Origin of the sequence: Stenotrophomonas sp. FR012, from assembly GCF_047520565.2 — a bacterium.
Taxonomy (GTDB): Bacteria; Pseudomonadota; Gammaproteobacteria; order Xanthomonadales; family Xanthomonadaceae; genus Stenotrophomonas; species Stenotrophomonas sepilia.
Map to the genome: position 1 here is coordinate 242,507 of NZ_JAXBQL020000004.1, position 21,601 is coordinate 264,107.

At 67.6% G+C, this 21,601-nt stretch carries 26 protein-coding genes; 15 read left to right on the forward strand and 11 right to left on the reverse strand.

Annotation, left to right across the window (positions count from 1 at the left end; all coding sequences use genetic code 11):
• Positions 1 to 15: 15 nt before the first annotated feature.
• The 4 genes from ACM0O9_RS09265 to ACM0O9_RS09280 form a co-directional block, all read right to left on the reverse strand.
• Entirely contained in the window at positions 16 to 582 is a 567-nt protein-coding gene (locus tag ACM0O9_RS09265; protein ID WP_005415933.1) for a hypothetical protein, read from the reverse strand.
• Between the two features lie 77 nt (positions 583 to 659).
• On the reverse strand, positions 660 to 1,265 hold the full coding sequence (locus tag ACM0O9_RS09270; protein WP_065177392.1) for a hypothetical protein: 606 nt from the start codon (positions 1,263 to 1,265) through the stop codon (positions 660 to 662).
• Positions 1,266 to 1,312: 47 nt separating this feature from the next.
• Complete coding sequence (ybeY, locus tag ACM0O9_RS09275; protein WP_065177391.1) at positions 1,313 to 1,798, reverse strand: rRNA maturation RNase YbeY; 486 nt, start codon at positions 1,796 to 1,798, stop codon at positions 1,313 to 1,315.
• A complete protein-coding gene (locus ACM0O9_RS09280; RefSeq protein ID WP_005415936.1) occupies positions 1,795 to 2,781 on the reverse strand; it encodes a PhoH family protein in 987 nt (328 codons plus the stop codon). Before ACM0O9_RS09280 ends, ybeY begins: the two co-directional genes overlap by 4 nt.
• A gap of 440 nt (positions 2,782 to 3,221) precedes the next feature.
• Here ACM0O9_RS09280 and ACM0O9_RS09285 point away from each other — a divergent pair, with 440 nt between their 5' ends.
• The 3 genes from ACM0O9_RS09285 to ACM0O9_RS09295 are packed head-to-tail and all read left to right on the forward strand — an operon-like array spanning position 3,222 to position 6,234.
• Entirely contained in the window at positions 3,222 to 4,181 is a 960-nt protein-coding gene (locus ACM0O9_RS09285) for an HlyD family secretion protein (RefSeq protein ID WP_053498639.1), read from the forward strand.
• A 20-nt stretch (positions 4,182 to 4,201) separates the two neighbouring features.
• On the forward strand, positions 4,202 to 5,125 hold the full coding sequence (locus ACM0O9_RS09290; RefSeq protein ID WP_414603964.1) for an ABC transporter ATP-binding protein: 924 nt from the start codon (positions 4,202 to 4,204) through the stop codon (positions 5,123 to 5,125).
• A complete protein-coding gene (locus tag ACM0O9_RS09295; RefSeq protein WP_065186104.1) occupies positions 5,122 to 6,234 on the forward strand; it encodes an ABC transporter permease in 1,113 nt (370 codons plus the stop codon). The genes ACM0O9_RS09290 and ACM0O9_RS09295 overlap by 4 nt, the downstream gene beginning before the upstream one ends.
• 79 nt (positions 6,235 to 6,313) lie before the next feature.
• Here ACM0O9_RS09295 and miaB read toward each other — a convergent pair whose 3' ends face one another.
• Together miaB and ACM0O9_RS09305 are read right to left on the reverse strand one after the other, a co-directional pair.
• Positions 6,314 to 7,732 (reverse strand): tRNA (N6-isopentenyl adenosine(37)-C2)-methylthiotransferase MiaB, encoded by a 1,419-nt coding sequence (miaB, locus tag ACM0O9_RS09300; RefSeq protein WP_049435924.1) that lies wholly within the window; start codon positions 7,730 to 7,732, stop codon positions 6,314 to 6,316.
• A gap of 190 nt (positions 7,733 to 7,922) precedes the next feature.
• On the reverse strand, positions 7,923 to 8,543 hold the full coding sequence (locus tag ACM0O9_RS09305) for a glutathione S-transferase family protein (protein ID WP_005415942.1): 621 nt from the start codon (positions 8,541 to 8,543) through the stop codon (positions 7,923 to 7,925).
• A gap of 81 nt (positions 8,544 to 8,624) precedes the next feature.
• Here ACM0O9_RS09305 and ACM0O9_RS09310 point away from each other — a divergent pair, with 81 nt between their 5' ends.
• The 7 genes from ACM0O9_RS09310 (at position 8,625) to ACM0O9_RS09340 (ending at position 14,646) form a co-directional block, all read left to right on the forward strand.
• The gene (locus ACM0O9_RS09310; RefSeq protein ID WP_005415943.1) at positions 8,625 to 9,593 is read left to right on the forward strand and encodes a helix-turn-helix transcriptional regulator; all 969 of its coding nucleotides are present in this window, start codon (positions 8,625 to 8,627) and stop codon (positions 9,591 to 9,593) included.
• Between the two features lie 45 nt (positions 9,594 to 9,638).
• Positions 9,639 to 10,559: a lytic transglycosylase domain-containing protein gene (locus ACM0O9_RS09315; protein ID WP_065177385.1), complete on the forward strand. Its 921-nt coding sequence runs from the start codon at positions 9,639 to 9,641 to the stop codon at positions 10,557 to 10,559.
• A gap of 158 nt (positions 10,560 to 10,717) precedes the next feature.
• Positions 10,718 to 11,338, forward strand: a complete 621-nt coding sequence (petA, locus tag ACM0O9_RS09320) for a ubiquinol-cytochrome c reductase iron-sulfur subunit (RefSeq protein WP_004151998.1) — start codon at positions 10,718 to 10,720, stop codon at positions 11,336 to 11,338.
• Complete coding sequence (locus tag ACM0O9_RS09325; RefSeq protein ID WP_049451337.1) at positions 11,338 to 12,597, forward strand: cytochrome b; 1,260 nt, start codon at positions 11,338 to 11,340, stop codon at positions 12,595 to 12,597. The genes petA and ACM0O9_RS09325 overlap by 1 nt, the downstream gene beginning before the upstream one ends.
• Entirely contained in the window at positions 12,590 to 13,339 is a 750-nt protein-coding gene (locus ACM0O9_RS09330; RefSeq protein ID WP_049414892.1) for a cytochrome c1, read from the forward strand. Before ACM0O9_RS09325 ends, ACM0O9_RS09330 begins: the two co-directional genes overlap by 8 nt.
• 134 nt (positions 13,340 to 13,473) lie before the next feature.
• Entirely contained in the window at positions 13,474 to 14,109 is a 636-nt protein-coding gene (locus ACM0O9_RS09335) for a glutathione S-transferase N-terminal domain-containing protein (RefSeq protein WP_005415948.1), read from the forward strand.
• Between the two features lie 84 nt (positions 14,110 to 14,193).
• Positions 14,194 to 14,646, forward strand: coding sequence for a ClpXP protease specificity-enhancing factor (locus tag ACM0O9_RS09340; RefSeq protein WP_005415949.1), 453 nt, complete (start codon positions 14,194 to 14,196; stop codon positions 14,644 to 14,646).
• Positions 14,647 to 14,750: 104 nt separating this feature from the next.
• On the opposite strand, the gene ACM0O9_RS09345 is transcribed toward ACM0O9_RS09340, so the two are convergent.
• From ACM0O9_RS09345 to ACM0O9_RS09360, 4 genes are all read right to left on the reverse strand, one after another.
• Complete coding sequence (locus tag ACM0O9_RS09345; protein WP_005415950.1) at positions 14,751 to 15,101, reverse strand: DUF3301 domain-containing protein; 351 nt, start codon at positions 15,099 to 15,101, stop codon at positions 14,751 to 14,753.
• Positions 15,102 to 15,168: 67 nt separating this feature from the next.
• Positions 15,169 to 16,158, reverse strand: coding sequence for a DUF2272 domain-containing protein (locus ACM0O9_RS09350; RefSeq protein ID WP_032954068.1), 990 nt, complete (start codon positions 16,156 to 16,158; stop codon positions 15,169 to 15,171).
• A 180-nt stretch (positions 16,159 to 16,338) separates the two neighbouring features.
• Positions 16,339 to 17,190, reverse strand: a complete 852-nt coding sequence (gene nadC / locus ACM0O9_RS09355; RefSeq protein ID WP_005415952.1) for a carboxylating nicotinate-nucleotide diphosphorylase — start codon at positions 17,188 to 17,190, stop codon at positions 16,339 to 16,341.
• Entirely contained in the window at positions 17,187 to 17,456 is a 270-nt protein-coding gene (locus tag ACM0O9_RS09360; RefSeq protein WP_005415953.1) for a Trm112 family protein, read from the reverse strand. The genes nadC and ACM0O9_RS09360 overlap by 4 nt, the downstream gene beginning before the upstream one ends.
• Before the next feature lie 58 nt (positions 17,457 to 17,514).
• Here ACM0O9_RS09360 and purE point away from each other — a divergent pair, with 58 nt between their 5' ends.
• The 3 genes from purE to ACM0O9_RS09375 all read left to right on the forward strand — a co-directional run bounded on the left by purE (position 17,515) and on the right by ACM0O9_RS09375 (position 19,630).
• Positions 17,515 to 18,018 (forward strand): 5-(carboxyamino)imidazole ribonucleotide mutase, encoded by a 504-nt coding sequence (gene purE, locus ACM0O9_RS09365; protein WP_005412808.1) that lies wholly within the window; start codon positions 17,515 to 17,517, stop codon positions 18,016 to 18,018.
• Positions 18,015 to 19,163 carry a 5-(carboxyamino)imidazole ribonucleotide synthase gene (locus ACM0O9_RS09370; protein WP_069137945.1) on the forward strand — a complete coding sequence of 383 codons (1,149 nt, stop codon included), beginning with the start codon at positions 18,015 to 18,017 and terminating at the stop codon, positions 19,161 to 19,163. The genes purE and ACM0O9_RS09370 overlap by 4 nt, the downstream gene beginning before the upstream one ends.
• Before the next feature lie 125 nt (positions 19,164 to 19,288).
• A complete protein-coding gene (locus tag ACM0O9_RS09375) occupies positions 19,289 to 19,630 on the forward strand; it encodes a carboxymuconolactone decarboxylase family protein (protein WP_019659022.1) in 342 nt (113 codons plus the stop codon).
• A gap of 114 nt (positions 19,631 to 19,744) precedes the next feature.
• Here ACM0O9_RS09375 and ACM0O9_RS09380 read toward each other — a convergent pair whose 3' ends face one another.
• Positions 19,745 to 20,323, reverse strand: coding sequence for a superoxide dismutase (locus ACM0O9_RS09380; protein WP_032954072.1), 579 nt, complete (start codon positions 20,321 to 20,323; stop codon positions 19,745 to 19,747).
• A 120-nt stretch (positions 20,324 to 20,443) separates the two neighbouring features.
• Here ACM0O9_RS09380 and grxD point away from each other — a divergent pair, with 120 nt between their 5' ends.
• Positions 20,444 to 20,764, forward strand: a complete 321-nt coding sequence (gene grxD / locus ACM0O9_RS09385; protein ID WP_005415957.1) for a Grx4 family monothiol glutaredoxin — start codon at positions 20,444 to 20,446, stop codon at positions 20,762 to 20,764.
• Positions 20,761 to 21,537, forward strand: coding sequence for an SDR family NAD(P)-dependent oxidoreductase (locus ACM0O9_RS09390; protein ID WP_053500310.1), 777 nt, complete (start codon positions 20,761 to 20,763; stop codon positions 21,535 to 21,537). Before grxD ends, ACM0O9_RS09390 begins: the two co-directional genes overlap by 4 nt.
• Positions 21,538 to 21,601: the final 64 nt, after the last annotated feature.

The window sequence follows — 21,601 nt, forward strand, 5'->3', positions numbered from 1 at the left end:
GGATGTGGCGGCCTGTCAGTGACCGTCGCTGCCCGGTCCGGTGATCGGCGGCGGGGCCAGTTCAGGCCGGGCAGGGGCTTCTTCTTCAGGCAGGTCCAGGCTGTAGGTACAGCCGGCCAGGGTCTTGCCCGGATGGGAGGCCACGGTGGAGACGCTGAGGATGATCGACTCGATCTGGGCCTCGCCGCTCTTCGGGTCGGTCACGTCGCGGCTGACCAGCTCGCGGCCGGCCATGAACTTGCCGTCCTGGTCGTAGCCGGTCTCCAGCGCCAGGCGTTTGGCCAACGGCCGCGGGTCAGCCTGGTCGAGGATCGCCATGATGCTGGAGCCGGCCACGGCGACCCGTTCGGTGCGGTCGCCGAACACGCTGATCGGCTGGGCCAGTCGGTACTCGCTCATGAACTGGTTGCCCTGGGGCAGCGGCTGCAGGCCGTGGGCGACGGCCTTCAGCGGATCAGCCAGCAGCGGTGCCAGTGCAGCGTGATCGGCTACGCCCTGGCGGCATTCGATCAGCGCCGGCAGGTCCAAGGCAGCGGCCGGGGCGGACGCGACGAGCAGCAGGGGCAGGACAATACGCAGCACGGGCACTGGATCCGCAACGGAAGGCAGGCCGGTGATCGTACCGGTCCCGGTCGGCTATCGCGAGCGTCTCTACGCAGTCAGGGAGATTGCAGGTGCGATGCCGCTGGGTACCAGCGCAGCCTGACCGGGTAGCCCAGCAGCGCCTGCAGGTGGTCGCGCACGGTCGCCGCCGTTGCGCGCGCGCCAGCGGTATCCCGGAGTTCCAGCTCCAGTTCACCGGTCATGACGTCCAGGCCATAGCCGGTCAGGCCGGGCAGCTGCGGGATGAACCAGCCCTGCTGCGCCTGAAGACGGCGCTGCATCTCCGCTTCGGTCATTGAAGCGCCGATGATGTAGCGCACGCGTTGCGGGCCGTCCGCCCCTGGATGGGTCTCATCGGCCGCAGGTGCCGGCCCAGTCAGTCGCACGACGACGTTCCACCCCGTCGCATTGTCCACCCACATACCGGCCAGGCGTGCCGCGTGGCGCGCCCTCAAGCGTTCCATCAACGCGTGCTGCTGCGCCTCGGCGACCGCCTGGCGGGCCGTCTGCTGGCTGACGTCAAAGAAGGCCTGCACCTCGGCGACTTTGGCGGCAATGTCGGCGGCGCTGTCGCTGGCCGGGAACGGCGACGGTCGTTCCCGGTCGGGGTCGATGCCCGGGGCAGTGGTTACCTGCAGAAGAGCGGCAATGAGTGCGGGCAACAGCGCGATGGGGGTGTCCTCTGTGATGAACCCGGTATGCGTGGCCGTCAGCGCTCGCCGGCGTAGGGATCGGCGATGCCGAGCTCGGCCAGGATCTCGCGCTCCAGCTGTTCCATTGCGTCGGCTTCCTTGTCGTCCTCGTGGTCCCAGCCAAGCAGGTGCAGCACGCCGTGCACGGTCAGGTGCGCGTAATGTGCGTTGAGCGCCTTGCCCTGTTCGTCGGCTTCGCGGGCCACCACCGGTGCGCAGATCACCAGGTCGCCGAGCAATGGAAACTTGACGCCCTTGGGCAGGCCTTCGGGCACGTCGGCCGGGAAGCTGAGCACGTTGGTGGCGTAGTCCTTGCCACGGTAATGGCGGTTCAGCGACTGCCCCTCCTTGGCATCGACCACGCGGATGGCCAGGTCGGCCTCACGGATGCGGCCCTTCAACGCAGCGGCCACCCACTTGCGGAAGCTCACTGCGGCCGGCAGCCCGGTACGCGGCAGGGCATAACTGACGGCGACGTCCAGTCGCACGGGACCACGGGTCATGGCGTTGCTCCAGGCTGGATCTGATGCAGGTCGCGGCGGTCGTAGGCGCTGACGATGCGCGCCACCAGCGGATGCCGGACCACGTCGCGGGATTCGAAGAAGGTGAAGCTGACGCCCTCGACCTCGCGCAGCACATCGATCGCGTCGCGCAGGCCGGACTTCACGTGCTTGGGCAGGTCGGTCTGGGTCAGGTCACCGGTGACCACCGCCGTGGAGCCGTAGCCCAGGCGGGTCAGGAACATCTTCATCTGTTCGATGGTGGTGTTCTGCGCCTCGTCCAGGATCACGAACGCATCGTTGAGCGTGCGGCCGCGCATGTAGGCCAGCGGCGCGATCTCGATGACGTTCTTCTCCAGCAGCTTGACCACCTTCTCCACGCCCATCATCTCGTACAGGGCGTCGTACAGCGGTCGCAGGTACGGGTCGACCTTCTGGCTCAGGTCGCCGGGCAGGAAGCCCAGCTTCTCGCCGGCTTCCACCGCCGGGCGCACCAGGATCAGGCGCTGCACCCGTGACTCGTTCAGTGCTTCGACCGCGCTGGCCACGGCCAGGAAGGTCTTGCCGGTTCCGGCCGGGCCGATGCCGAAGTTGATGTCATGCGTGGCGATCTGGTGCAGGTAGCGGCCCTGGTTGGCGCCGCGGCCACGTACCGTGCCACGCTTGACCTTGATTGCCACGTCCTGCGCTTCGTAGGAGCGTTCGGCGATCTGCTCGACGTTGGCCTGCGCCAGGCGCAGGTGGATGGCGTGATTGTCGAAGGTGGTTTCGCCGGCTTCGGCGTACAGCGCTTCAACCAGCTTCTGCGCCTCGACGATGGCTTCGTTGGGCCCGCTGATGCGGAACACGAAGCCACGATTGGCGATCTCCACGCCGAGCTTCAGCTCGATCTGGCGCAGGTGCCCGTCGAAGGGGCCGCACAGGTTGGCCAGTCGCTCGTTGTCTTCCGGTGACAGGGTGAAGTCTCGATGATCGATGCTTTTCATTGCTTGGGGTGGGGCGGGGGCGCCGTCCACCGCGATGGACTCGGGGTGACAAGGTTACGCGCGTACCGGGCATGCGGCCAGCGGCGGGCCGATACGCGGTTTTCCACACCCGGTGTGGACGGGGGGCGCGAAAACCTGTGGATAGGCCTTCGCAGTGCTTGTGCCACAAGGCGTATGAGGTGGTGGTGAAAAAACCGTCACGGTCGGCCGCTCCCGTGACGGCAGCGCATCTTCCGCTGCCAGGCAGCCAGTACGGCCGCCCCCGTCCGGTTCTCCACACCGGCTGTGGAATGATGCTGAATCAAGCTGTGGATAGGTGGCGAGGAACCTTGCAGCAAAAGGCTCGCCCGTACGTGGCGAAAAAACCGTCAGGGCTGATCGGAATCATTGAGGGTGCACGGGGCAGGTGGCACCGTGTCGACGTCGCAGGAGGGGATGGCATGGGCATCGGCAACGGGATGCGTGGACTCGGGCTGGCGGGCATCGGCCTGCTGGCGGGCTGTGGGCAGTCAACGCCAACGGCGCTGGGCACACTGGAGTGGGACCGGATCACGGTGCCGGCGCCGGCGGCCGAGGTGATCGCCACGGTGGAGGTGCGCGAGGGCCAGCGGGTCAAGGCCGGGGCCGTGCTGATGCAGCTCGACCCCGCCCGCGGCGACGCGCAGTTCGCGGCGGCGCAGGCCGACACGGCGCGCGCGCAGGCCCAGCTGGAAGAGCTGAAGCTCGGCCCGCGGCAGGAACAGATCGCACAGGCCCAGGCACAACTGGCCGCGTTGCGCGCGCAGTCTGCTGAAGCCACTGCCTACTATCGTCGGGTGCAGCCATTGGCACGCCAGCGCCTGATCGCCGCCGCCGAGCTGGACCGTGCACGGGCAGCCGCCGGCAATGCCGCGGCCAGCGTGCGTGCCGCCGAGCAGGCCTGGCTGGAACGGGTGCACGGCAGTCGCGCGCAGGACATCGCTCAGGGCCAGGCGGCCGCCGACGCCGCACAGGCGCAGCAGGTGGTGCAGGGCGTCAACCTGCAGAAGCTGCAGCTGCGCGCACCGCGCGATGGCGTGATCGATGCCTTGCCCTACCGACAGGGTGACCAGGCACCGATCGGGGCGCCGCTGGCGGTGATGCTGGTCGGCGAGCGCCCCTATGCGCGCGTCTACCTGCCGCAGCCGCTGCGCCTGCAGGTCAAGGTCGGTCAGCCGGCACAGATACAGCTGGAGGGAGGGGGCACCACCGTACTGAAGGGCCATGTGCGCGCGATCCGCAGCGAGCCTTCTTTCACCCCGTACTACGCACTGACCGGCGATGACGTCGAGCGCCTGAGCTACCTCGCCGAGATCGAAGTGGATGCAGCCAGCGACATGCAGAAGCTTCCGGCCGGACTGCCGGTGCAGGTGCGCTTCTGAACACCGGTGCGGACATCGCGGTGCATGCGCAGGGCCTGACTCGCCGCTTCGGTGAACTGCTGGCCGTGGACAAGGTCGACCTGACCGTCCCGCGCGGGCAGGTGTACGGCTTCCTGGGCCCGAACGGGTCAGGCAAGTCGACCACCATCCGCATGCTGTGCGGCCTGCTGGAACCCAGTGCGGGGCAGATCGAGGTGCTGGGCCTGGCGGTTCCCGAGCAGGCCGAAGCACTGCGCCGGCGCATCGGCTACATGACCCAGCGCTTCTCGCTGTACGAAGACCTGTCGGTACGCGAGAACCTGGAATTCCTCGCCGCCATCCAGGACCTGCCGCGCAACCAGGCCCGGCAACGGGTCGATGCGCTGCTGCAGCAGTACAGGTTGCAGGACCGGCAGCCGCAGCTGGCCGGCACGCTCAGTGGTGGACAGAAGCAGCGCCTGGCCCTGGCCGGCGCCGTGGTGCATTCGCCCGAACTGCTGTTCCTGGACGAGCCGACCAGCGCGGTCGATCCCGAGTCGCGCCGCGATTTCTGGGAGGCCCTGTTCGAACTGGCCGACGCGGGAACCACGGTGCTGGTGTCGACCCATTACATGGACGAAGCCGAGCGCTGCCATCGCCTGGCGATCCTTGATCGCGGCGCACTGGTGGCCGACGGCACGCCGGCCGAGCTTTGCTCTCGGCTGCAAGGACGCACGCTGCAGGTCACGTCATCGCAGCCACGCCAGGCCAGCCGCGTGCTGGCCGAGCTGCCCGGCGTGCTGAGCGTGGCGCAGATCGGCACCCATCTGCGCGTGCTGTGCAATGAGGGAGCGGCGGACATCGCAGTGCTGGGCCGTGCGCTGGCTAGTGCTGACCCGCAGGCCAGCATCGAGAAGGTGGCGCCGAACCTGGAAGACGTGTTCGTGGCCGCCACCCGTGGCCGTGGCAGGGAGCCAGCGGCATGAACCTGCGCAGGCTGTGGGCGATCATGCTCAAGGAGCTGCGGCAGCTGCGCCGCGACCGCATCACGCTGGCGATGATCGTCGGCATTCCGGTGATGCAGCTGCTGCTGTTCGGGTATGCGATCAACCTCAACCTGCGCCACCTCGATGCGGGTATCGCCGACCAGGCCAACAGCGCCGCCTCACGCGCGCTGGTGCAGGTCATGGTCGCCACCGGCGTGATCACGCCACGCAGCGAGGCCTACACGCCGGACCAGCTGATGCAGGCGCTGCGCCGCGGCGAGATCAGCGTCGGCATCGTGGTGCCGGCCGACTTCGAGCGTCGCCGCTTCGATGGACGCGAAGCGGTACAGGTGCTGGTCGATGGCAGCGACACCGTGGTGCAGAGTGCGGCGATCCAGCTGGCGCAGGTGCCACTGGATACGCGCCCGACCAGCAATACGCGGCCGCTGCGCGAAGGCAGCATTGCCGGTGGCCAGGTCAGCGTGACCAGTTTCTACAACCCGCAACGGCGCTCGGCGGTGAACATCGTGCCCGGCCTGATCGGGGTGATCCTGACCATGACCCTGGTGATGTTCACGGCGGTGGCGGTGGTGCGCGAACGCGAGCGCGGCAACATGGAACTGCTGATCGCCACGCCGGTATCGCGCAGCGAACTGATGGTCGGCAAGGTGCTGCCCTATGCAGCGATCGGTCTGCTGCAGACCACGCTGGTGCTGGTGCTGGGCACCTGGCTGTTCCAGGTGCCGATTCGCGGCAGCCTGCTCGACATCTACCTGGCCGCGGTGCTGCTGGTGCTGGCCAACCTGGCGCTGGGCCTGCTGATCTCCACGCGCGCGCGTTCGCAGTTCCAGGCGATGCAGATGACCCTGTTCCTGTTCCTGCCGTCGATCCTGCTGTCGGGCTTCATGTTCCCGTTCGCCGGCATGCCGCGGACGGTGCAGTGGCTGGCCGAAGTGCTGCCGCTGACCCACTTCCTGCGCCTGGTGCGCGGCATCATGCTGCGCGGCGCCTCGCTGTGGGAGCTGTGGCACGACGCACTGGCGCTGCTGGCCTTCATCGTGGTGATGATGACCCTGGCGATCCTGCGTTTCCGCAAGCGCCTGGATTGAGGCCTGTCATTCGGTAGTGCCGGCCGCTGGCCGGCATCATTTCCGGTGGGCGCCGACCGTTGGTCGGCACACCCGGACCTTACTCCGCCACCACCCGTGCGCGCAGCGAATTGGTCAGCGCTTCGGTGATCACCACATCCACGAACTGCCCGATCAGGCGCGCAGGCGCCGGGAAATTCACCGACCGCATGTTCTCGGTCTTGCCGGTCAGCTCGTTCGGGTTCTTGCGCGACGGCCCTTCCACCAGCACGGTCTGCACGGTACCGACCATCTTCTCCGAGATGCTGGCGGCGTGCGCATTGATGCGTTCCTGCAGGCGCGACAGGCGCGCATGCTTCTCGGCATCGCTGATCGTGTCCTCCAGATCGGCCGCCGGCGTACCCGGTCGACGCGAATAGATGAAGGAGAAACTGTGGTCGAAGCCGATGTCCTCGATCAGCTTCATGGTCTTCTCGAAGTCGGCATCGGTCTCGCCGGGGAAGCCGACGATGAAGTCCGAGCTGATTGAAATGTCCGGGCGCACCGCGCGCAGCTTGCGGATCTTCGACTTGAATTCCAGCGCGGTGTAGCCGCGCTTCATCGCCGACAGCACGCGGTCGCTGCCGGCCTGCACCGGCAGGTGCAGGAAGTTGGCCAGCTGCGGAACGTCGCGGAACGCATCGATCAGCGAATCGCTGAACTCGAGCGGGTGCGAGGTGGTGAAGCGGATGCGGCCGACCCCATCGATCTCGGCGATGGTGCGGATCAGCAGGCCGAGGTCGGCAAACTCACCGTCTCCATACGGGCCGCGATAGGCGTTGACGTTCTGGCCGAGCAGGTTGATCTCGCGCACGCCCTGCGCGGCGAGCTGCGCCACTTCCACCACCACGTCCTCGAACGGGCGGCTGACTTCGGTGCCGCGGGTGTAAGGCACCACGCAGAACGAGCAGTACTTGGAACAGCCTTCCATGATCGACACGAACGCCGAGGCACCTTCGGCGCGTGGCTCGGGCAGGCGGTCGAACTTCTCGATCTCGGGGAAGCTGATGTCCACCTGCGGGCGCTTCTGCTCGCGGCGTGCGCGGATCAGTTCCGGCAGGCGATGCAGGGTCTGCGGACCGAACACAAGGTCCACGAACGGGGCGCGCTTGATGATCGCTTCGCCTTCCTGCGAGGCAACGCAGCCGCCCACGCCGATGATGACCTCGCGGCCCTTGTTCTTCAGGCCCTTCCACACGCCGAGTTGGCTGAACACCTTCTCCTGCGCCTTCTCGCGGATGGAGCAGGTGTTGACCAGGATGACGTCGGCGTCGTCCGGGCTGTCGGTCAGTTCCAGGCCATCGCTGGCGGCAAGCACGTCGGCCATCTTGGCCGAGTCGTACTCGTTCATCTGGCAACCGTGGGTCTTGATGTACAGCTTGCCCTTGACCTGGTCAGGCTTGCGCGGACCAGCGGGCAGGGCAACGAGCGGGGTACCGCCCGGCGTGGCGGGCGGAAAGACGTCTGGCGTCCCGGTCATGGCGCTTAATCCATTCGGGTGGCGGGAAAGCGGGCAATTCTACCCGCATCCCGCGCCAGCCGCCGCGCCTGTGCAAGCGAGCCCATGCCCGGCGTGGTCATCACTGTAGAGCCGGAGTCCATGCCCGGCTGCCTCGTGCAAGGCGGAGGAGCCGCCGAGCGCGGGCTCGGCTCTACAAGCGGGGGGCTGCTTACGCGGCCGCCAGCTCCGCATCGATCTGCCGCGAACGGTCGAAGGCGGTCATCGCGCTCATCCGTGCGATGTAATCAGCCGTGGCCGGCGCAGGCTGCACCAGGCCGAAGGCCGTGGTCCAGGCCAGCGCATTGCCCCACAGCACGTCGGCGGCACTCATCGTCTCGCCGAGCAGGTACGGGCCCTGCGCCAGCTGGGCCTCGACCACCTGCAGCACAGTCTCGGCGTCGTTGTACGGCGACATCAGGCGCGGCGGCGGCTCGCGGTGCATCGCCTTGTCGATCATCGCCGGCTCGAAACAGGCACCGTAGAAGGCCATCCAGCGCAGGTAGGGGCCGCGCAGGGCGTCGCCGATCGGCGGGGCCAGCCCCGCCTCCGGATACAGATCGGCCAGGTACAGATAAATGGCGACCTGCTCAGTCACCAGTGCGCCGTTGTGGACGATGGCCGGCACCTTGCCCATCGGGTTGATGGCCAGATAGGCCGGGGCCAGGTTGGCACCGGCCTTCAGGTCCAGCACCTGCATGCGGTAGTCGGCACCCAGCGCTTCGAGCAGGGCCACGGCGCCGCTCGAACGGGATCTGGCGGCGTGGTACAGGGTGATCTGGCGTGAGTTCATGGCATTGCTCCTTGCGGTGGGTGGGTGAACTGGAAGCCATCCTGAGGCACTATTGCGGACGACTTCTGTCCTCGATTCTTCATGCGCCATACCGCCCATCGACTGCTGCGCCTGATCGCCCTGCTGCAGGCCCGCCGCCAGTGGTCCGGGGCTGAGCTGGCCGAGCGCATGGGCGTGGACCGGCGCAGCATCCGCCGTGATATCGAACGCCTGCGCGAACTGGGCTATCCGGTGCGGGCCTCATCGGGGGTCGGCGGCGGCTATCAGCTCGGGGCAGGGGCACCGGTGCTGCCGATGCTGCTGGACGAGGACGAGGCGACGACCCTGGCGATCGCCCTGCGTGCCGCGTCAGCGACCGTCGCTGGCATCGACGACACCGCGCGGGGCCTGCTGTCCAAGCTCGATCCGCTGGTCCCCACCCGTCGCCGGCGGCAGGCCGGCGAGGTGCATGCGGCGACGGCCACCCTGTCCGACCTTCCCTCCACCGACGCACGCCTGCTGGGACGGCTGGCCCAGCACTGCCGGCAGGCGTCACGGCTGGCCTTCGAGTACCGCAGTGCGCAGGAGGAGGTGACCCAGCGCGAGGTCGAGGCGCAGCACCTGGTCAACTATGGGCGGCGCTGGTACCTGCTGGCCTGGGACCTGGGCCGCCAGGACTGGCGCACCCTGCGCGTGGACCGGATGGGCGCGGTGCGCGAATGCTCCGGGCCGGGCATGCATCGGCGCCCGCCCGCGCCCCCGGACGTGATGGTGCGGCAGGCGGTCAGCCAGGCGCCCTTCGCGCTGCAGGCCATTGTCCGCCTGGCCGGCAGCCGCACCGAGCTGGAAGGGCGCATCCCGCCGTGGTGTGGTGTGCTGGAGGCTGATGGTGCCGACCATTGCCTGTTGCGCATGGGCGCCGAGAGCCGCGGCATGATGCTGGCGCAGATCCTCAGCCTGGACCGGGTGCCGGTGGCGTTGTGGACCACACCGCCGGGCCTGCGCGATGAGCTGGCACAGCGTTTGACCGGATTGGGCCAGGTGCTGGCTGTGCCGCCGGTCACAGGCTGAGCCACATCGCTTGGCAAGCCCCGGCGAAGCTGGGACACTCGCGGCATGAAGGGGATACTGGGGACAACGGCGATCATCATCGCTGCGCTGACCGCTGCGCCGGCCAGCGCTGGCACCCTGTACAAGTGCCAGGGCGCCGACGGGGTCACCAGCTACGTGAGCAAGCGAGTGGCCGGCGCGCGCTGCAGCAGCATCAGCTACAGCCGCGATACCCGCCCGGCACCGCGCCCCGTGGTGGCCGCATCGAAGCCTGCGCCGACCTCGGTGGCCAGCATCGAACGCAATCCGGTCGCCGTGGCGGCCAGCGCCGCTGCGCCCGCTGCAGTCGCGCCGACGCCTGCTGCACCCGCGCCTGCCGCGGTACCGACGGCCTCGCGGGCCGGCCGGATGGTCAGCGGCCAGGTCTATTCCTTCATGAAGGATGGGGTGCGCCACTACACCAGTGCGCGGCCGACCCAGGTCGCCAACCTCGGCCCGGTGCGTACCATCCGCTACAGTTTCATGGAGCGCTGTTATGCCTGTGGCGTCAACCCACGCGTGGACTTCGGTTCGGTGCGCTTGAACACCACCGCGTTCCAGACCGAGATCACCTCGGCCGCACGCGAGTTCGGCGTCGAAGAAGCCGTGGTGCGCGCCATCATCCACGCCGAGTCGGCCTACAACCCGACCGCGCTCAGCCGCGCCGGCGCGCAGGGCCTGATGCAGCTGATGCCGCCGACCGCGGCCCGCTTCGGGGTCAGCGATTCCTACGATGCCGCGCAGAACATCCGTGGTGGCGTGCAGTATCTTGCGTGGTTGCTGAAGCGCTTCAATGGCGACCTGACCCTGGCTGCGGCCGGCTACAACGCCGGCGAAGGCGCGGTCGACCGCCACGGTGGCGTGCCGCCCTACAGCGAGACCCAGTACTACGTGCGCCGGGTCGGACAGCTGGCCGAGCGTTACCGCACCGCATTGACACACCAGTAGTGCCGGCCGCTGGCCGGCAACCCCGTAATCAATGTTGTTGCAATGCGTTGTGTGGCGCGCGACGGTTCCGCTACACTCGCCCATGATTCAATGCGGCTCTGGCCCCCACCGGATCCGCTGGCAGCCTTAAAGCTACCTAATCAATATCGGAGTGCCGGATGGCCAACGATGGGGTACACGATCCAGTCAACACCGGACGTCGGCGTTTTCTTTCTGCCACCACTGCTGTGGTTGGCGCCGTCGGCGTCGGATTCACCGCTGTTCCTTTCATCAAATCCTGGAACCCCAGTGCCCGTGCCAAGCTTGCCGGTGCACCGGTGGTGGCCGACATCAGCGCCCTGCAGGAAGGCCAACGCCTGATCGTGGAGTGGCGTGGCCAGCCGATCTGGATCGTCAAGCGGTCCAAGGCGATCCTGGATGCACTGCACGGGCTGGATGGCCGCCTCAAGGACCCCGAGTCCGGCGAGAAGGACCAGCAGCCGGACTACGTGCTGAAGCAGAACCCCGAGCTGCGCTCGATCAAGCCGGACATCTCCGTGCTGGTCGGCCTGTGCACGCACCTGGGCTGCTCGCCGGAAATGGTCGCCGAGATCCGGCCTGAGCCCTACGACCCGCAGTGGAAGGGGGGCTACTTCTGCCCCTGCCACAAGTCGCGCTTCGACATGTCCGGCCGCGTCTTCAAGGATGTGCCGGCACCGATCAACCTGAAGGTGCCCGCGCACCATTACCAGGACGACAACACCATCATCATCGGTGTCGATCCGCAGGGGGCAGCCTGATGGCCAATATCCTCGCCCGTACCGCCAGCGGCGTCGCCGACTGGGTCAATGCCCGCGCGCCGGGCCTGATGCCGGTCTACCGCAAGCACGTTACCGAGTATTACGCGCCGAAGAACTTCAACATCTGGTACTACTTCGGTTCGCTGGCACTGCTGGTGCTGGTCAACCAGATCGTCACCGGCATCTTCCTGACGATGCACTACAAGACCAGCGCCGCCGAGGCGTTCGGCTCCATCGAATACATCATGCGTGATGTGGAGTGGGGCTGGCTGATCCGCTACATGCACTCCACCGGCGCCTCGCTGTTCTTCATCGTGGTCTACCTGCACATGTTCCGCGGCCTGCTGTACGGCAGCTACCAGAAGCCGCGCGAGCTGGTGTGGATCCTGGGCATGCTGATCTACCTGGTGCTGATGGCCGAGGCCTTCATGGGCTATGTGCTGCCGTGGGGCCAGATGTCGTTCTGGGGCGCCAAAGTGATCATCTCGCTGTTCGGCGCGATACCGGTTATCGGCAACGGCCTGACCGAATGGATCATGGGCGACTACCTGCCCAGTGACGCCACGCTCAACCGCTTCTTCGCGCTGCACGTCATCGCACTGCCGCTGGTGCTGCTGTTGCTGGTGGTGCTGCATCTGGGCGCGCTGCACGAAGTGGGGTCGAACAACCCCGATGGCGTGGAGATCAAGAAGGGGCCGAAGGGCAACCGCTGGTCGCCGAATGCTCCGGCCGACGGTATTCCGTTCCATCCGTACTACACGCTCAAGGATGGTGTCGGCGCCGGCTTCCTGCTGATCATCGCCGCCTTCATCATCTTCTTCGCACCGGGCTTCGGCGGCCTGTTCCTGGAACACGACAACTTCACCGAGGCCAACCGCCTGGTGACCCCCGAACACATCAAGCCGGTCTGGTACTACACGCCTTACTACGCGATGTTGCGCGTGGTACCGAACAAGCTCGGTGGCGTGCTGGTGATGTTCTCGGCCATTGCGATCCTGTTCCTGGTGCCGTGGCTGGACAAGGCCAGGGTGAAGTCGGTGCGCTACCGCGGCTGGATCTCGAAGGTGATGCTGGGCGTGCTGGCGGTGTGCTTCGTGTGGCTGGGCGTGATCGGCTCCGGCCCGGGCACCGACGTGCATGAAACCTACATCGGGCGGGTGCTGACCTTCCTGTACTTCGCGTTCTTCATCACCATGCCGCTATGGACAAGGTTGGACAAGACCAAGCCGGTACCGGAGAGGGTGACCACGCATGACTGAGCGCTGGATGGTCCGGCTGGCCCTGACGGCCACCCTGATGCTGGGCAGTTTCCTGGCCTCCGCCGCCGAGGGCGGCACCAAGCTGCTGCAGGCCGGCAACGACCTCGGTGACCGCGCCTCGCTGCAGCGGGGTGCGCAGCTGTACATGAACTACTGCTCCGGCTGCCACGCGCTGAAGTACCTGCGCTACTCGCGGATGGCGCAGGACCTGGGCCTGACCGAAGAAGAGGTGATGAACAACCTCAACTTCACCGGCTCGGCGATCGGCGACCCGATCCCGGTGGCGATGCCCAAGGAAAACGCGGAGAAGTGGTTCGGCAAGATGCCGCCCGATCTCAGCCTGATCGCGCGTGTGCGTGGCAGCGACTGGGTCTATACCTATCTCAAGTCGTTCTATCTGGACAGCAGCCGCCCGCTGGGCTGGAACAACGCGCTGTTCGCCAACGCCTCCATGCCCAACCCGCTGTGGGAGATGCAGGGGCTGCAGCATGCGGTGCACGGCAAGGCGGAAGCGCCCGGTATGGACCCGCCAGTGACCGGCCTGAAGATTGAAACGCCGGGATCGGTGGACGCCGGGCAGTACGACCAGGCCGTGCGGGACATCACCAACTTCCTCGAATACGCCGGCGAACCGGCCGCACTCAAGCGCCAGCAGCTGGGCGTGTGGGTGATCCTGTTCCTGGCCCTGCTGACCTTCCTGCTGTACCTGCTGAAGAAGGAATACTGGAAGGACGTTCACTGATTCTGCCACCGGCCATCGCATGGGCCTATTGGCTTTTGTGATGGTCGGTTGCACACTCGGGGAGGAGTCGACCGCTGGCACGGTGCCGGCGGCGCCGATGCGGCAGGCGGTCTCCTGTCGTGGGAGAGCCTTTGATGGCGGCGAGCGTACGCATGCGCAATACACTGACGCTGTTTTCCTCGAACGACGACGTACTGTGCCACCGTGTACGCCTGGTCCTGGCGGCCAAGGGCGTCACCTTCGACTTCGTTCCGGTCGATCCGCAGAACCCGCCTGAAGACCTGATCGACCTCAATCCGTACCACTCGGTGCCGACCCTGGTCGAACGCGAGCTGGTGCTGTACGCCGCATCGGTGGTCAGCGAGTACCTGGATGAGCGCTACCCGCATCCGCCACTGATGCCGGTCGACCCGTTGTCGCGTGCACGCATCCGCCTGGCCATGCTCCGCATCGAGCACGACTGGGTGCCGCAGGTGCAGGCCATCCAGCTGGGCAACAAGACCCAGGCCGAGGCCGGACGCAAGCGCCTGAAGGAACTGCTGACCGCCTCGCTGCCGCTGTTCAAGGCCAGCAAGTTCTTCCTCAACCCGGAAATGAGCCTGGCCGACTGCGCGATGGCGCCGATCATCTGGCGCCTGCAGTCGCTGGATGTGCCGCTGCCGAAGGACGGCAAGGCGATCGAGGACTACGGCAACCGCATCTTCCGCCATCCGGGATTTGTCCGCAGCCTGACCGAGCAGGAAAAGAAACTGCGCGACCTGCCGGTCTGATCCGGCCCCGCGTTACCCGTCTGCACGCCGACCGGCGTGCAGACGATCCGCCCCGGCGGGGCGCCGGGCGCGTACACTTCACGCATGACCGAAGACTTCTTCCACATGACCAGCCACCGCCCGTACCTGCTGCGGGCGCTGGTGGAATGGATCAACGACAACCAGCTGACCCCGCACATCCTGGTCGACGCCGGCGTCCCCGGCGTGCAGGTCCCGCCTTCGGCGGTCAAGGATGGCCGGGTCGTGCTCAACATCGCCGAACGTGCCGTGGTGCGGCTGATGATCGACAACGAAATGGTGAGCTTCTCGGCCCGCTTCTCCGGAACCAGCTACCCGGTGCAGGTGCCGATCAGCGCCGTGCTGGCGGTCTACGCCCGCGAGACCGGGCAGGGCATGGCATTGCCGGATGACATTCCGGGCAACGAAACCGCACCGACCCGCGATGAGCTGCTGCACGAGGAAGGCACGCCGCCGGACGACACGCCGCCGGCCAGTCCGCCGCCGAAGGGCCGCCCGAACCTGCGCGTGGTCAAGTAACCCTTCCGACGCCGCCCCGATGGGCGGCGTCTTCCTTTGCAGGTTTTACCGGTGGGTGCCGGAATTGTGTGGGTGCCGACCGTTGGTCGGCACACCTTCAGTTCTTACACATCCTCGGCGTCCTCCACATCCGGCCGGATCTGGCTGATCCGCGCGGCACCGGGGCCGGTAAACGAGATCAGCTGGTCGCCACGCAGCACCATGCGGCCCACGTGGCGATCGATGCCATCGTAGGAATACTCGAACTTGAAGGTGCGCTCGAAACCGAGCCGGCCATCCTCGCCACGCGACAGTCGCAGGCCGGTGGCGTGCACCGCCTGGTCCAGCCACTGCACGTCGGCGGCGCGGCAGGCATTGCGTCCCAGCTCGACCGCGCGCTCGGCGGCCGAGCGTGCGGCGTTCCAGAAGAAGTAGATGATTCCGCCGGCAATCAACAACAGCAGCAGGGTAGGCATGGCGTCAGCCGTCAGAGGTCGATCCGGCAAAGATGGCGGCGAACGTGCGCTGGATCAAGCACGGGTATCACCGCCTCGGCGGTGGCTGGCCCGTCGTCGGCGCTGCGGGCGCGTTGGCCGGTACGGCCTGCATCGGCGCTGCGGAGGGTGACGGCATCACCAATGGCGCAGTCGCGGTCAGCTGCAGCAGCGCTGCCCAGTCCTGGCGGTTGAAGCTGCATTCGTCCTCGCGGCCCGGCGTGCAGCTGGGGTCGATGCCGGTGCTGTTGCGTTCGCGTGCCGGGGGCAGCTTGATCAGCCCGGTGCGGTCCAGCGGCAGCAACCGCATCGCCACGGTGTTCATCACGTTGCCACCGACCAGGTACAGGGTCTGGTCGCCTCCCAGGTTGGCAGCCACCACCACTTCGCAATGCGATTTCCAGTGGCCCACCGAACCGTTGCCCAGCGCCTGCACCAGCCCGCTGTAGCTGAGCGTCGTGCTGCGGTCGCGCAGGAAGCACAACAGGTCGCCCGGTGCGGGCTTTGCGGTCGCGGGATCGACCAGCCGGTACGGCACGCCCGAGGGGCCGCCCTGGTACGCGGCACGGATGTAGTCGATGTGGCGCGGCGACGTGTTGAAGCCGGGAACGCCGGCCTGCACCATCACCCAGGAAATGAAAGCGGCCGACCACGGGTTGTCGATCAGGAACGCGCGGCAGTCGCTGTCGGTGTAGCGCGTGCCCAGTGGTGCCAGACAGCTGCTGGCGCCGGCGATGCTGCCCATCGCGTTGAGCGTGCCGCTGTTGCGCCAGTAGCCGGCCACGCGCTGCCAGGCGATCAGGCCGTTGTCGGCCAGGTGATCGCTTTCGGCTTCGGTGACGCTGAGGCTGGCGGCGCGGCCATCGCGATCGATGAAGGGCCGGAACCACAACCGGTGCTCGTTGCAGGCGGTATTGCGGATGGCCACCGCCAATGGGCTCAGGCCGAAGCGGGGAGGGACATCGCAGGCTTCAGCGGCTGCGGCGGACAAGGGGGCTGCCGCGAGCAGCAGACAGGCAGGCAAGAGCATCCGGCGCATGCGCGGCTCCTGTGGGGGATGCCCGCAGCGTCGCAGAGGCTGGCGTAGCCGAGCCGTGAAGGCGCCCGGGTCGTGTAGAGCCGAGCCTACGCTCGGCTCATCGCGCAAAGCGGGTGCCGGGCGCGCCGCAGATCGAGAAGCAGCCGAGCGTGGGCTCGGCTCCACAAGGTCCCGTAGGCCTCAAGCCGGCGGCGGGCCCAGCTTCAACGACAGATCGATGGCCTGCACATGCTTGGTCAGTCCGCCGATGGAGATGCAATCGACGCCATCCTCAGCGATCGAGCGCAGGCCGCCCAGGCCGACGCTGCCGGAGACTTCCAGCGGAATGCGTCCGGCGGTGATGCGCACCGCCTCGCGGCGCAGGTCGGGACTGAAGTCATCCAGCAGGATGCGTTCGCAACCGGCTTCGAGCGCCTGGCGCAGCTGTGCCAGGTCTTCGACCTCGACCACCAGTGGCAGCGCAGGCCACTGCCGGCGTGCGGCGGCCACCGCCGCGGCCAGCGAACCGGCGGCGCGGATGTGGTTCTCCTTCAGCATCACCGTGTCGTACAGGCCGAAGCGGTGGTTCTCGCCGCCGCCGCAGCGCACCGCGTACTTCTGCGCCAGGCGCAGGCCGGGCAGGGTCTTGCGGGTGTCGAGGATGCGGGTACCGGTACCGGCCACCGCAGCCACGTAGCGGGCAGTGGTGGTCGCGGTGCCGGACAGCGTCTGCAGGAAGTTCAGCGAAGTGCGCTCGGCACTGACCAGGCTGCGGCTGCGCCCATGCAGCAGGGCCAGCACGGTGCCGGCGGTGACGGCATCGCCTTCGGCGATGTGCCATTCAATGCGCACGTCAGGGTCGAGCGCGCGATGGGTAGCGTCGAACCAGGGGCGCCCGGCGATCACCGCATCCTGCTTGCACAGCAGGTAGGCGCTGTCGGCCTGGTCGGGGAGCAGGGCGGCGGTGACATCACCGCTGCCCAGGTCCTCGGCCAGCGCGCGCGCGACATCGGCGGCGACAACGGCCGCATCCGGCGTCGGCAGCGTGCTCATGCGGCCGGGAAGTCGGCGATCTGGGCGGTCGGAATGGCTTCCTCGGCCAGCAGCACCGGGATGCCGTCGTCGACGCGGAACACCTGCTTGCGGTCACGGGTGACCAGCGCCTCGCGCAGCGGCTGCGCCAGCGGGTTGCCATCGGCCTTGGTCACCGTGCCGGCGGAAATGGCCTTGTTGAGGGCTTCCAGGCCCTTGCCATCCAGCAGGGACAGGGGCTGGCGGGTGTCCGGGGACACCAGCAGGTCGAGCAGCTTGCGATCCATGGTTCTTCGTCTTGCGTGGAAGACGGCTAGAATACGTCTTTAAGGCAGGTGACGGCCAATGACCCCCAACCCGATCGCGCCGCTTGTCGGCATCGTCATGGGTTCCCGTTCCGACTGGGAAACCATGCAGCACGCCGCCCAGAAGCTTGAAGCCCTGGGTGTTCCGTTCGAAGTGAAGGTGGTGTCCGCGCATCGGACGCCGGATGTGTTGTTCAGTTACGCCGAGCAGGCGGGCCCGCGTGGCCTGCGCGCGATCATCGCCGGTGCCGGCGGGGCCGCGCACCTGCCGGGCATGATCGCGGCCAAGACCGCCGTGCCGGTGCTGGGCGTGCCGGTGCAGTCCAAGGCCCTCAACGGAATGGATTCCCTGCTGTCGATCGTGCAGATGCCGGCCGGCATCCCGGTCGCCACCTTCGCCATCGGCAACGCCGGCGCCTCCAACGCCGCGCTGTTCGCGGCGGCGATGCTGGCCAGCGACCAGCCGGCGATCGGCCAGGCGCTCGATGCCTTCCGTGCACGCCAGACCGAAGACGTGATGGCCCACGACGATCCGCGCCAATGAGCCTGACTGTCGGCATCCTGGGCGGCGGCCAGCTCGCCCGCATGATGGTCCTGGCCGGTGCGCCGCTGGGGCTGCGCTTCGAACTGTACGACCCGGCCGCCGACGCCTGCAGCGGCCCGCTGGCGCCGCTCACCGTGGGCGCCTTCGACGACCGCCAGGCCTTGGCGGACTTCGCCGCCAAGGTCGATGTGGTCACCTTCGATTTCGAGAACGTGCCTGCCGACAGTGCACAGTTCCTGGCCGACCGCGTGCCGGTCTATCCGCCGCCGGCCGCGCTGGCGGTGGCCCAGGACCGGTTGAGCGAGAAGACCCTGTTCCAGCAGCTGGGTATTCCGCTGCCGGCCTTCGCCGACATCCGCAGCCGCGACGAGCTGGCGGCGAAGGTGGCTGAGTTCGGCCTGCCGTGCATCCTCAAGACCCGCCGACTCGGCTACGACGGCAAGGGTCAGTTCCGCCTGCGCAGCGAAGCCGACATCGACGCCGCATGGGATGCGCTCGGTGCCCAGGTGGAGCGCACCGGACTGATCCTGGAAGGCTTCGTGGCCTTCCAGCGCGAGGTCAGCGTGGTGGCCGTGCGTGGCCGCGATGGCAGCTTCGAAGCCTGGCCGGTCACCGGCAACTGGCATGTCGACGGCGTGCTGTCGGCCAGCGTGGCACCGGCGGTGCTGTCCGACGCCGAGCAGCAGGCAGCGATCGGCTATGCCCGCCGCGTCGCCGAGCACCTGCAGTATGTGGGCGTGTTCGCGCTGGAGCTGTTCTGCCGTGATGGCGAACTGCTGGCCAACGAGATGGCACCGCGCGTGCACAACTCCGGCCACTGGACCATCGAAGGCAGCGAGACCTCGCAGTTCGAGAACCACCTGCGTGCCGTGCTGGGCCTGCCGCTGGGCAGCACCCGCATGCTCGGCCATGCCTGCATGCTGAACTGGCTGGGCGCGATGCCCGATCCGGCGCCGGTGCTGGGTCAGGCCAGTGGCCATTGGCACGATTACGGCAAGGAGCCGCGCGAAGGTCGCAAGGTCGGCCACGCCACGTTGCGCGACGATGATGCCGCTGCATTGGCCGATGCGCTGGACCAGGTCGGCCTGGAGCTGGACCGCCAGGCCCAGGTGGCGCCGGCAGTGCACGCGCTGCGCAACCGCTGAGCCCGGGCGTGCCGGCCAATGGCCGGCACAACCTTGTATGCCTGCAACGGTGTGGCGCGCCGGTGCAGGCATCGGCGTACCATTGCCGGTGGTAGCGTGGAGCTCCTTTCACAGGAGTCACGACCATGCTCGACTGGAATGCCTACCGCAAGGAACTGAAGGGCCGCATCGGCGAGATCGGCAAGCTCTCGCCGGACACGGTCAAGGGCTACGCCACCCTGGCCAATGCCGGTGCCCAGACCAACCATCTGGATGCCAAGACCCGTGAGCTGATCGCATTGGCGGTGGCGGTGACCACCCGCTGCGACGGCTGCATCACCGTGCACGTGGACGCTGCGCTGAAGCATGGCGCCAGCCGCGAGGAAATCGCCGAAGCACTGGGCGTGGCGGTGTCGCTCAACGCCGGCGCGGCGCTGGTGTACTCGGCGCGGGTGATGGACGCGGTGGCTGCGCACGAGAACGCGTGAAGCTCCGCTCTGCATTTCGGTAGTGCCGGTCGCTGGCCGGCAACCCCGGCATCCTTGTACGTCCAGTGGGTTGCCGGCCAGCGGCCGGCACTACCCTGTGACCGAGCCGCTGCCTCAGCGCAGCTGGCTCTCGGCGAATTCCCAGTTGACCATCTGCCAGAAGGCATCCAGGTAACGCGCGCGATCATTCTGGTAATCGGTGTAATAGGCGTGCTCCCAGACATCGCAGCACAGCAGCGGGGTGCTTTCGCCGGTCAGTGGCGTGCCGGCGTTGCGGGTGGCCTGGATGCCGAGCTGGCCACCGGGGTGCTGCACCAGCCACACCCAGCCCGAGCCGAACAGGCCCAGCGCGGTGCGGTTGAATTCCTCGCGCAGGCGCTGCGCATCACCGAACTGGCGCTTGACCAGCTCGCCCAGCCGGCCCTGCGGCTCGCCGCCGCCGCGCGGGCGCAGGCACTGCCAATAGAAGCCGTGGTTCCAGGCCTGGGCGGCCGCATCGAACAGCGTGCCCTGGGCATGGCGCACGATCTCTTCCAGTGACGCCTCCTCCCACTCGGTGCCGAGAGTGCCGGCGTTGACCGCGTCAACGTAGGCGCGGTGGTGGCGGCCGTGATGCAACTCAACGGTCTGCGCGGACAGGTGGGGCTGCAGGGAGCCGGGGAGGTAGGGCAGGGCAGGCAATTCGACGGGCATGGACAGGTTCGTGGCCAGGGGACGGCGGTAGCCTGTTCCATCCGCTTACAATGGCGGCTACCGTGGGCAGTCTAGCCGACCATCACGGTCGGTTTGTCCGGCGAAGCAAGGAGTGTGGTTGTGGCGGTAATGCAGCAAATCCAGGCCGAGGTCGATCGTTACCCGCTCGTGCTGTTCATGAAGGGCACCCCGCAATACCCGATGTGCGGCTTTTCCAGCCGCGCCGTGCAGGCATTGATGGCAGCCGGCGCCGTCACCCTGCGCACTGTCAACGTGCTCGAAGAGCCGGAGATCCGCGCCAACCTGCCGCGCTTTTCCAATCTGCCGACCTTCCCGCAGCTGTTCATCAACGGTGAGTTGATCGGCGGCTGCGACATCGTCATGGAACTGTTTGAATCCGGCGAGCTCAAGCGCATCGTCGAAGAGGCGACCCAGGGATGAGTGCCTGGCCGTCGACGTCACCGACTGACGGGGCGATCGATGGCCGCCCGTTGCAGGATCGCGTCGTACTGGTCGCCGGCGCCGGGGGAGGGCTGGGCAGTGCCGCGGCGGTCGCCGCAGCCGCAGCCGGTGCCACCGTGGTCCTGCTGGGACGCAAGCCGCGCCGGCTGGACCGGGTCTATGCCCAGGTCCAGGCGGTCGGTCCGGAACCGCTTCTGTACCCGCTGGACCTGGAAGGCGCCAGCCCCGATGACTATGCCGAACTGGCCCAGGCCCTGCAGCGCGAGCTGGGGCGACTGGATGGACTGCTGGTCTGCGCCGCGCATTTCCCCGGGCTGACTCCGTTTGAACTGGCTGACCCGGCCAGTTTCGCCCGTGCGGTCCATGTCACCCTGACCGCACCGGCCTGGCTGGCCCAGGCCTGCCTGCCGCTGCTGCGGCAACGCGAGGATGCCGCCATGGTGTTCGCGGTCGATGCCCCCGACCGGGTGGGGCAGGCCTATTGGGGGGGGTATGGCGTAGCCCAGCACGGCCTGCGTGGCCTGATCGCCAGCCTGCACGATGAACTGGGCCGCAGTCCCGTCCGGGTCAGCGGCCTGTACCCCGGCCCCCTGCGCACGGCGCTTCGGGCCCGCGCCTATTCCGTGGACCAGGACCCGGCTGCGCAAGGCCCGGAAGCCGCGGCGGCCGCTGCGGTGACCCTGCTGTCCGCCGCCGGGAGCACCTGGCGCGGGCAGATTCTCGATGCCAGTGAGACGCCCCGGGAAAGGTGAGCCCTGTGGAAAGACGGAGTGAAGAACCCGTCACGATTGCGTTGCGAACCGGTGCCGTTTGTCG

Excerpts from the sequence above, each read along its gene's own strand:
- nadC (WP_005415952.1), bottom strand. The coding sequence starts at position 17,190 with ATGAGCACGCTGCCGACGCCGGATGCGGCCGTTGTCGCCGCCGATGTC.
- ACM0O9_RS09335 (WP_005415948.1), top strand. The coding sequence starts at position 13,474 with ATGGCGGCGAGCGTACGCATGCGCAATACACTGACGCTGTTTTCCTCG.
- miaB (WP_049435924.1), bottom strand. The coding sequence starts at position 7,732 with ATGACCGGGACGCCAGACGTCTTTCCGCCCGCCACGCCGGGCGGTACC.
- ybeY (WP_065177391.1), bottom strand. The coding sequence starts at position 1,798 with ATGACCCGTGGTCCCGTGCGACTGGACGTCGCCGTCAGTTATGCCCTG.
- ACM0O9_RS09285 (WP_053498639.1), top strand. The coding sequence starts at position 3,222 with ATGGGCATCGGCAACGGGATGCGTGGACTCGGGCTGGCGGGCATCGGC.
- ACM0O9_RS09310 (WP_005415943.1), top strand. The coding sequence starts at position 8,625 with ATGCGCCATACCGCCCATCGACTGCTGCGCCTGATCGCCCTGCTGCAG.
- ACM0O9_RS09380 (WP_032954072.1), bottom strand. The coding sequence starts at position 20,323 with ATGCCCGTCGAATTGCCTGCCCTGCCCTACCTCCCCGGCTCCCTGCAG.
- ACM0O9_RS09315 (WP_065177385.1), top strand. The coding sequence starts at position 9,639 with ATGAAGGGGATACTGGGGACAACGGCGATCATCATCGCTGCGCTGACC.
- ACM0O9_RS09325 (WP_049451337.1), top strand. The coding sequence starts at position 11,338 with ATGGCCAATATCCTCGCCCGTACCGCCAGCGGCGTCGCCGACTGGGTC.
- ACM0O9_RS09340 (WP_005415949.1), top strand. The coding sequence starts at position 14,194 with ATGACCGAAGACTTCTTCCACATGACCAGCCACCGCCCGTACCTGCTG.
- ACM0O9_RS09345 (WP_005415950.1), bottom strand. The coding sequence starts at position 15,101 with ATGCCTACCCTGCTGCTGTTGTTGATTGCCGGCGGAATCATCTACTTC.
- purE (WP_005412808.1), top strand. The coding sequence starts at position 17,515 with ATGACCCCCAACCCGATCGCGCCGCTTGTCGGCATCGTCATGGGTTCC.
- petA (WP_004151998.1), top strand. The coding sequence starts at position 10,718 with ATGGCCAACGATGGGGTACACGATCCAGTCAACACCGGACGTCGGCGT.
- ACM0O9_RS09370 (WP_069137945.1), top strand. The coding sequence starts at position 18,015 with ATGAGCCTGACTGTCGGCATCCTGGGCGGCGGCCAGCTCGCCCGCATG.
- ACM0O9_RS09280 (WP_005415936.1), bottom strand. The coding sequence starts at position 2,781 with ATGAAAAGCATCGATCATCGAGACTTCACCCTGTCACCGGAAGACAAC.
- ACM0O9_RS09330 (WP_049414892.1), top strand. The coding sequence starts at position 12,590 with ATGACTGAGCGCTGGATGGTCCGGCTGGCCCTGACGGCCACCCTGATG.
- ACM0O9_RS09295 (WP_065186104.1), top strand. The coding sequence starts at position 5,122 with ATGAACCTGCGCAGGCTGTGGGCGATCATGCTCAAGGAGCTGCGGCAG.
- ACM0O9_RS09375 (WP_019659022.1), top strand. The coding sequence starts at position 19,289 with ATGCTCGACTGGAATGCCTACCGCAAGGAACTGAAGGGCCGCATCGGC.
- ACM0O9_RS09305 (WP_005415942.1), bottom strand. The coding sequence starts at position 8,543 with ATGAACTCACGCCAGATCACCCTGTACCACGCCGCCAGATCCCGTTCG.
- ACM0O9_RS09350 (WP_032954068.1), bottom strand. The coding sequence starts at position 16,158 with ATGCGCCGGATGCTCTTGCCTGCCTGTCTGCTGCTCGCGGCAGCCCCC.
- ACM0O9_RS09390 (WP_053500310.1), top strand. The coding sequence starts at position 20,761 with ATGAGTGCCTGGCCGTCGACGTCACCGACTGACGGGGCGATCGATGGC.
- ACM0O9_RS09360 (WP_005415953.1), bottom strand. The coding sequence starts at position 17,456 with ATGGATCGCAAGCTGCTCGACCTGCTGGTGTCCCCGGACACCCGCCAG.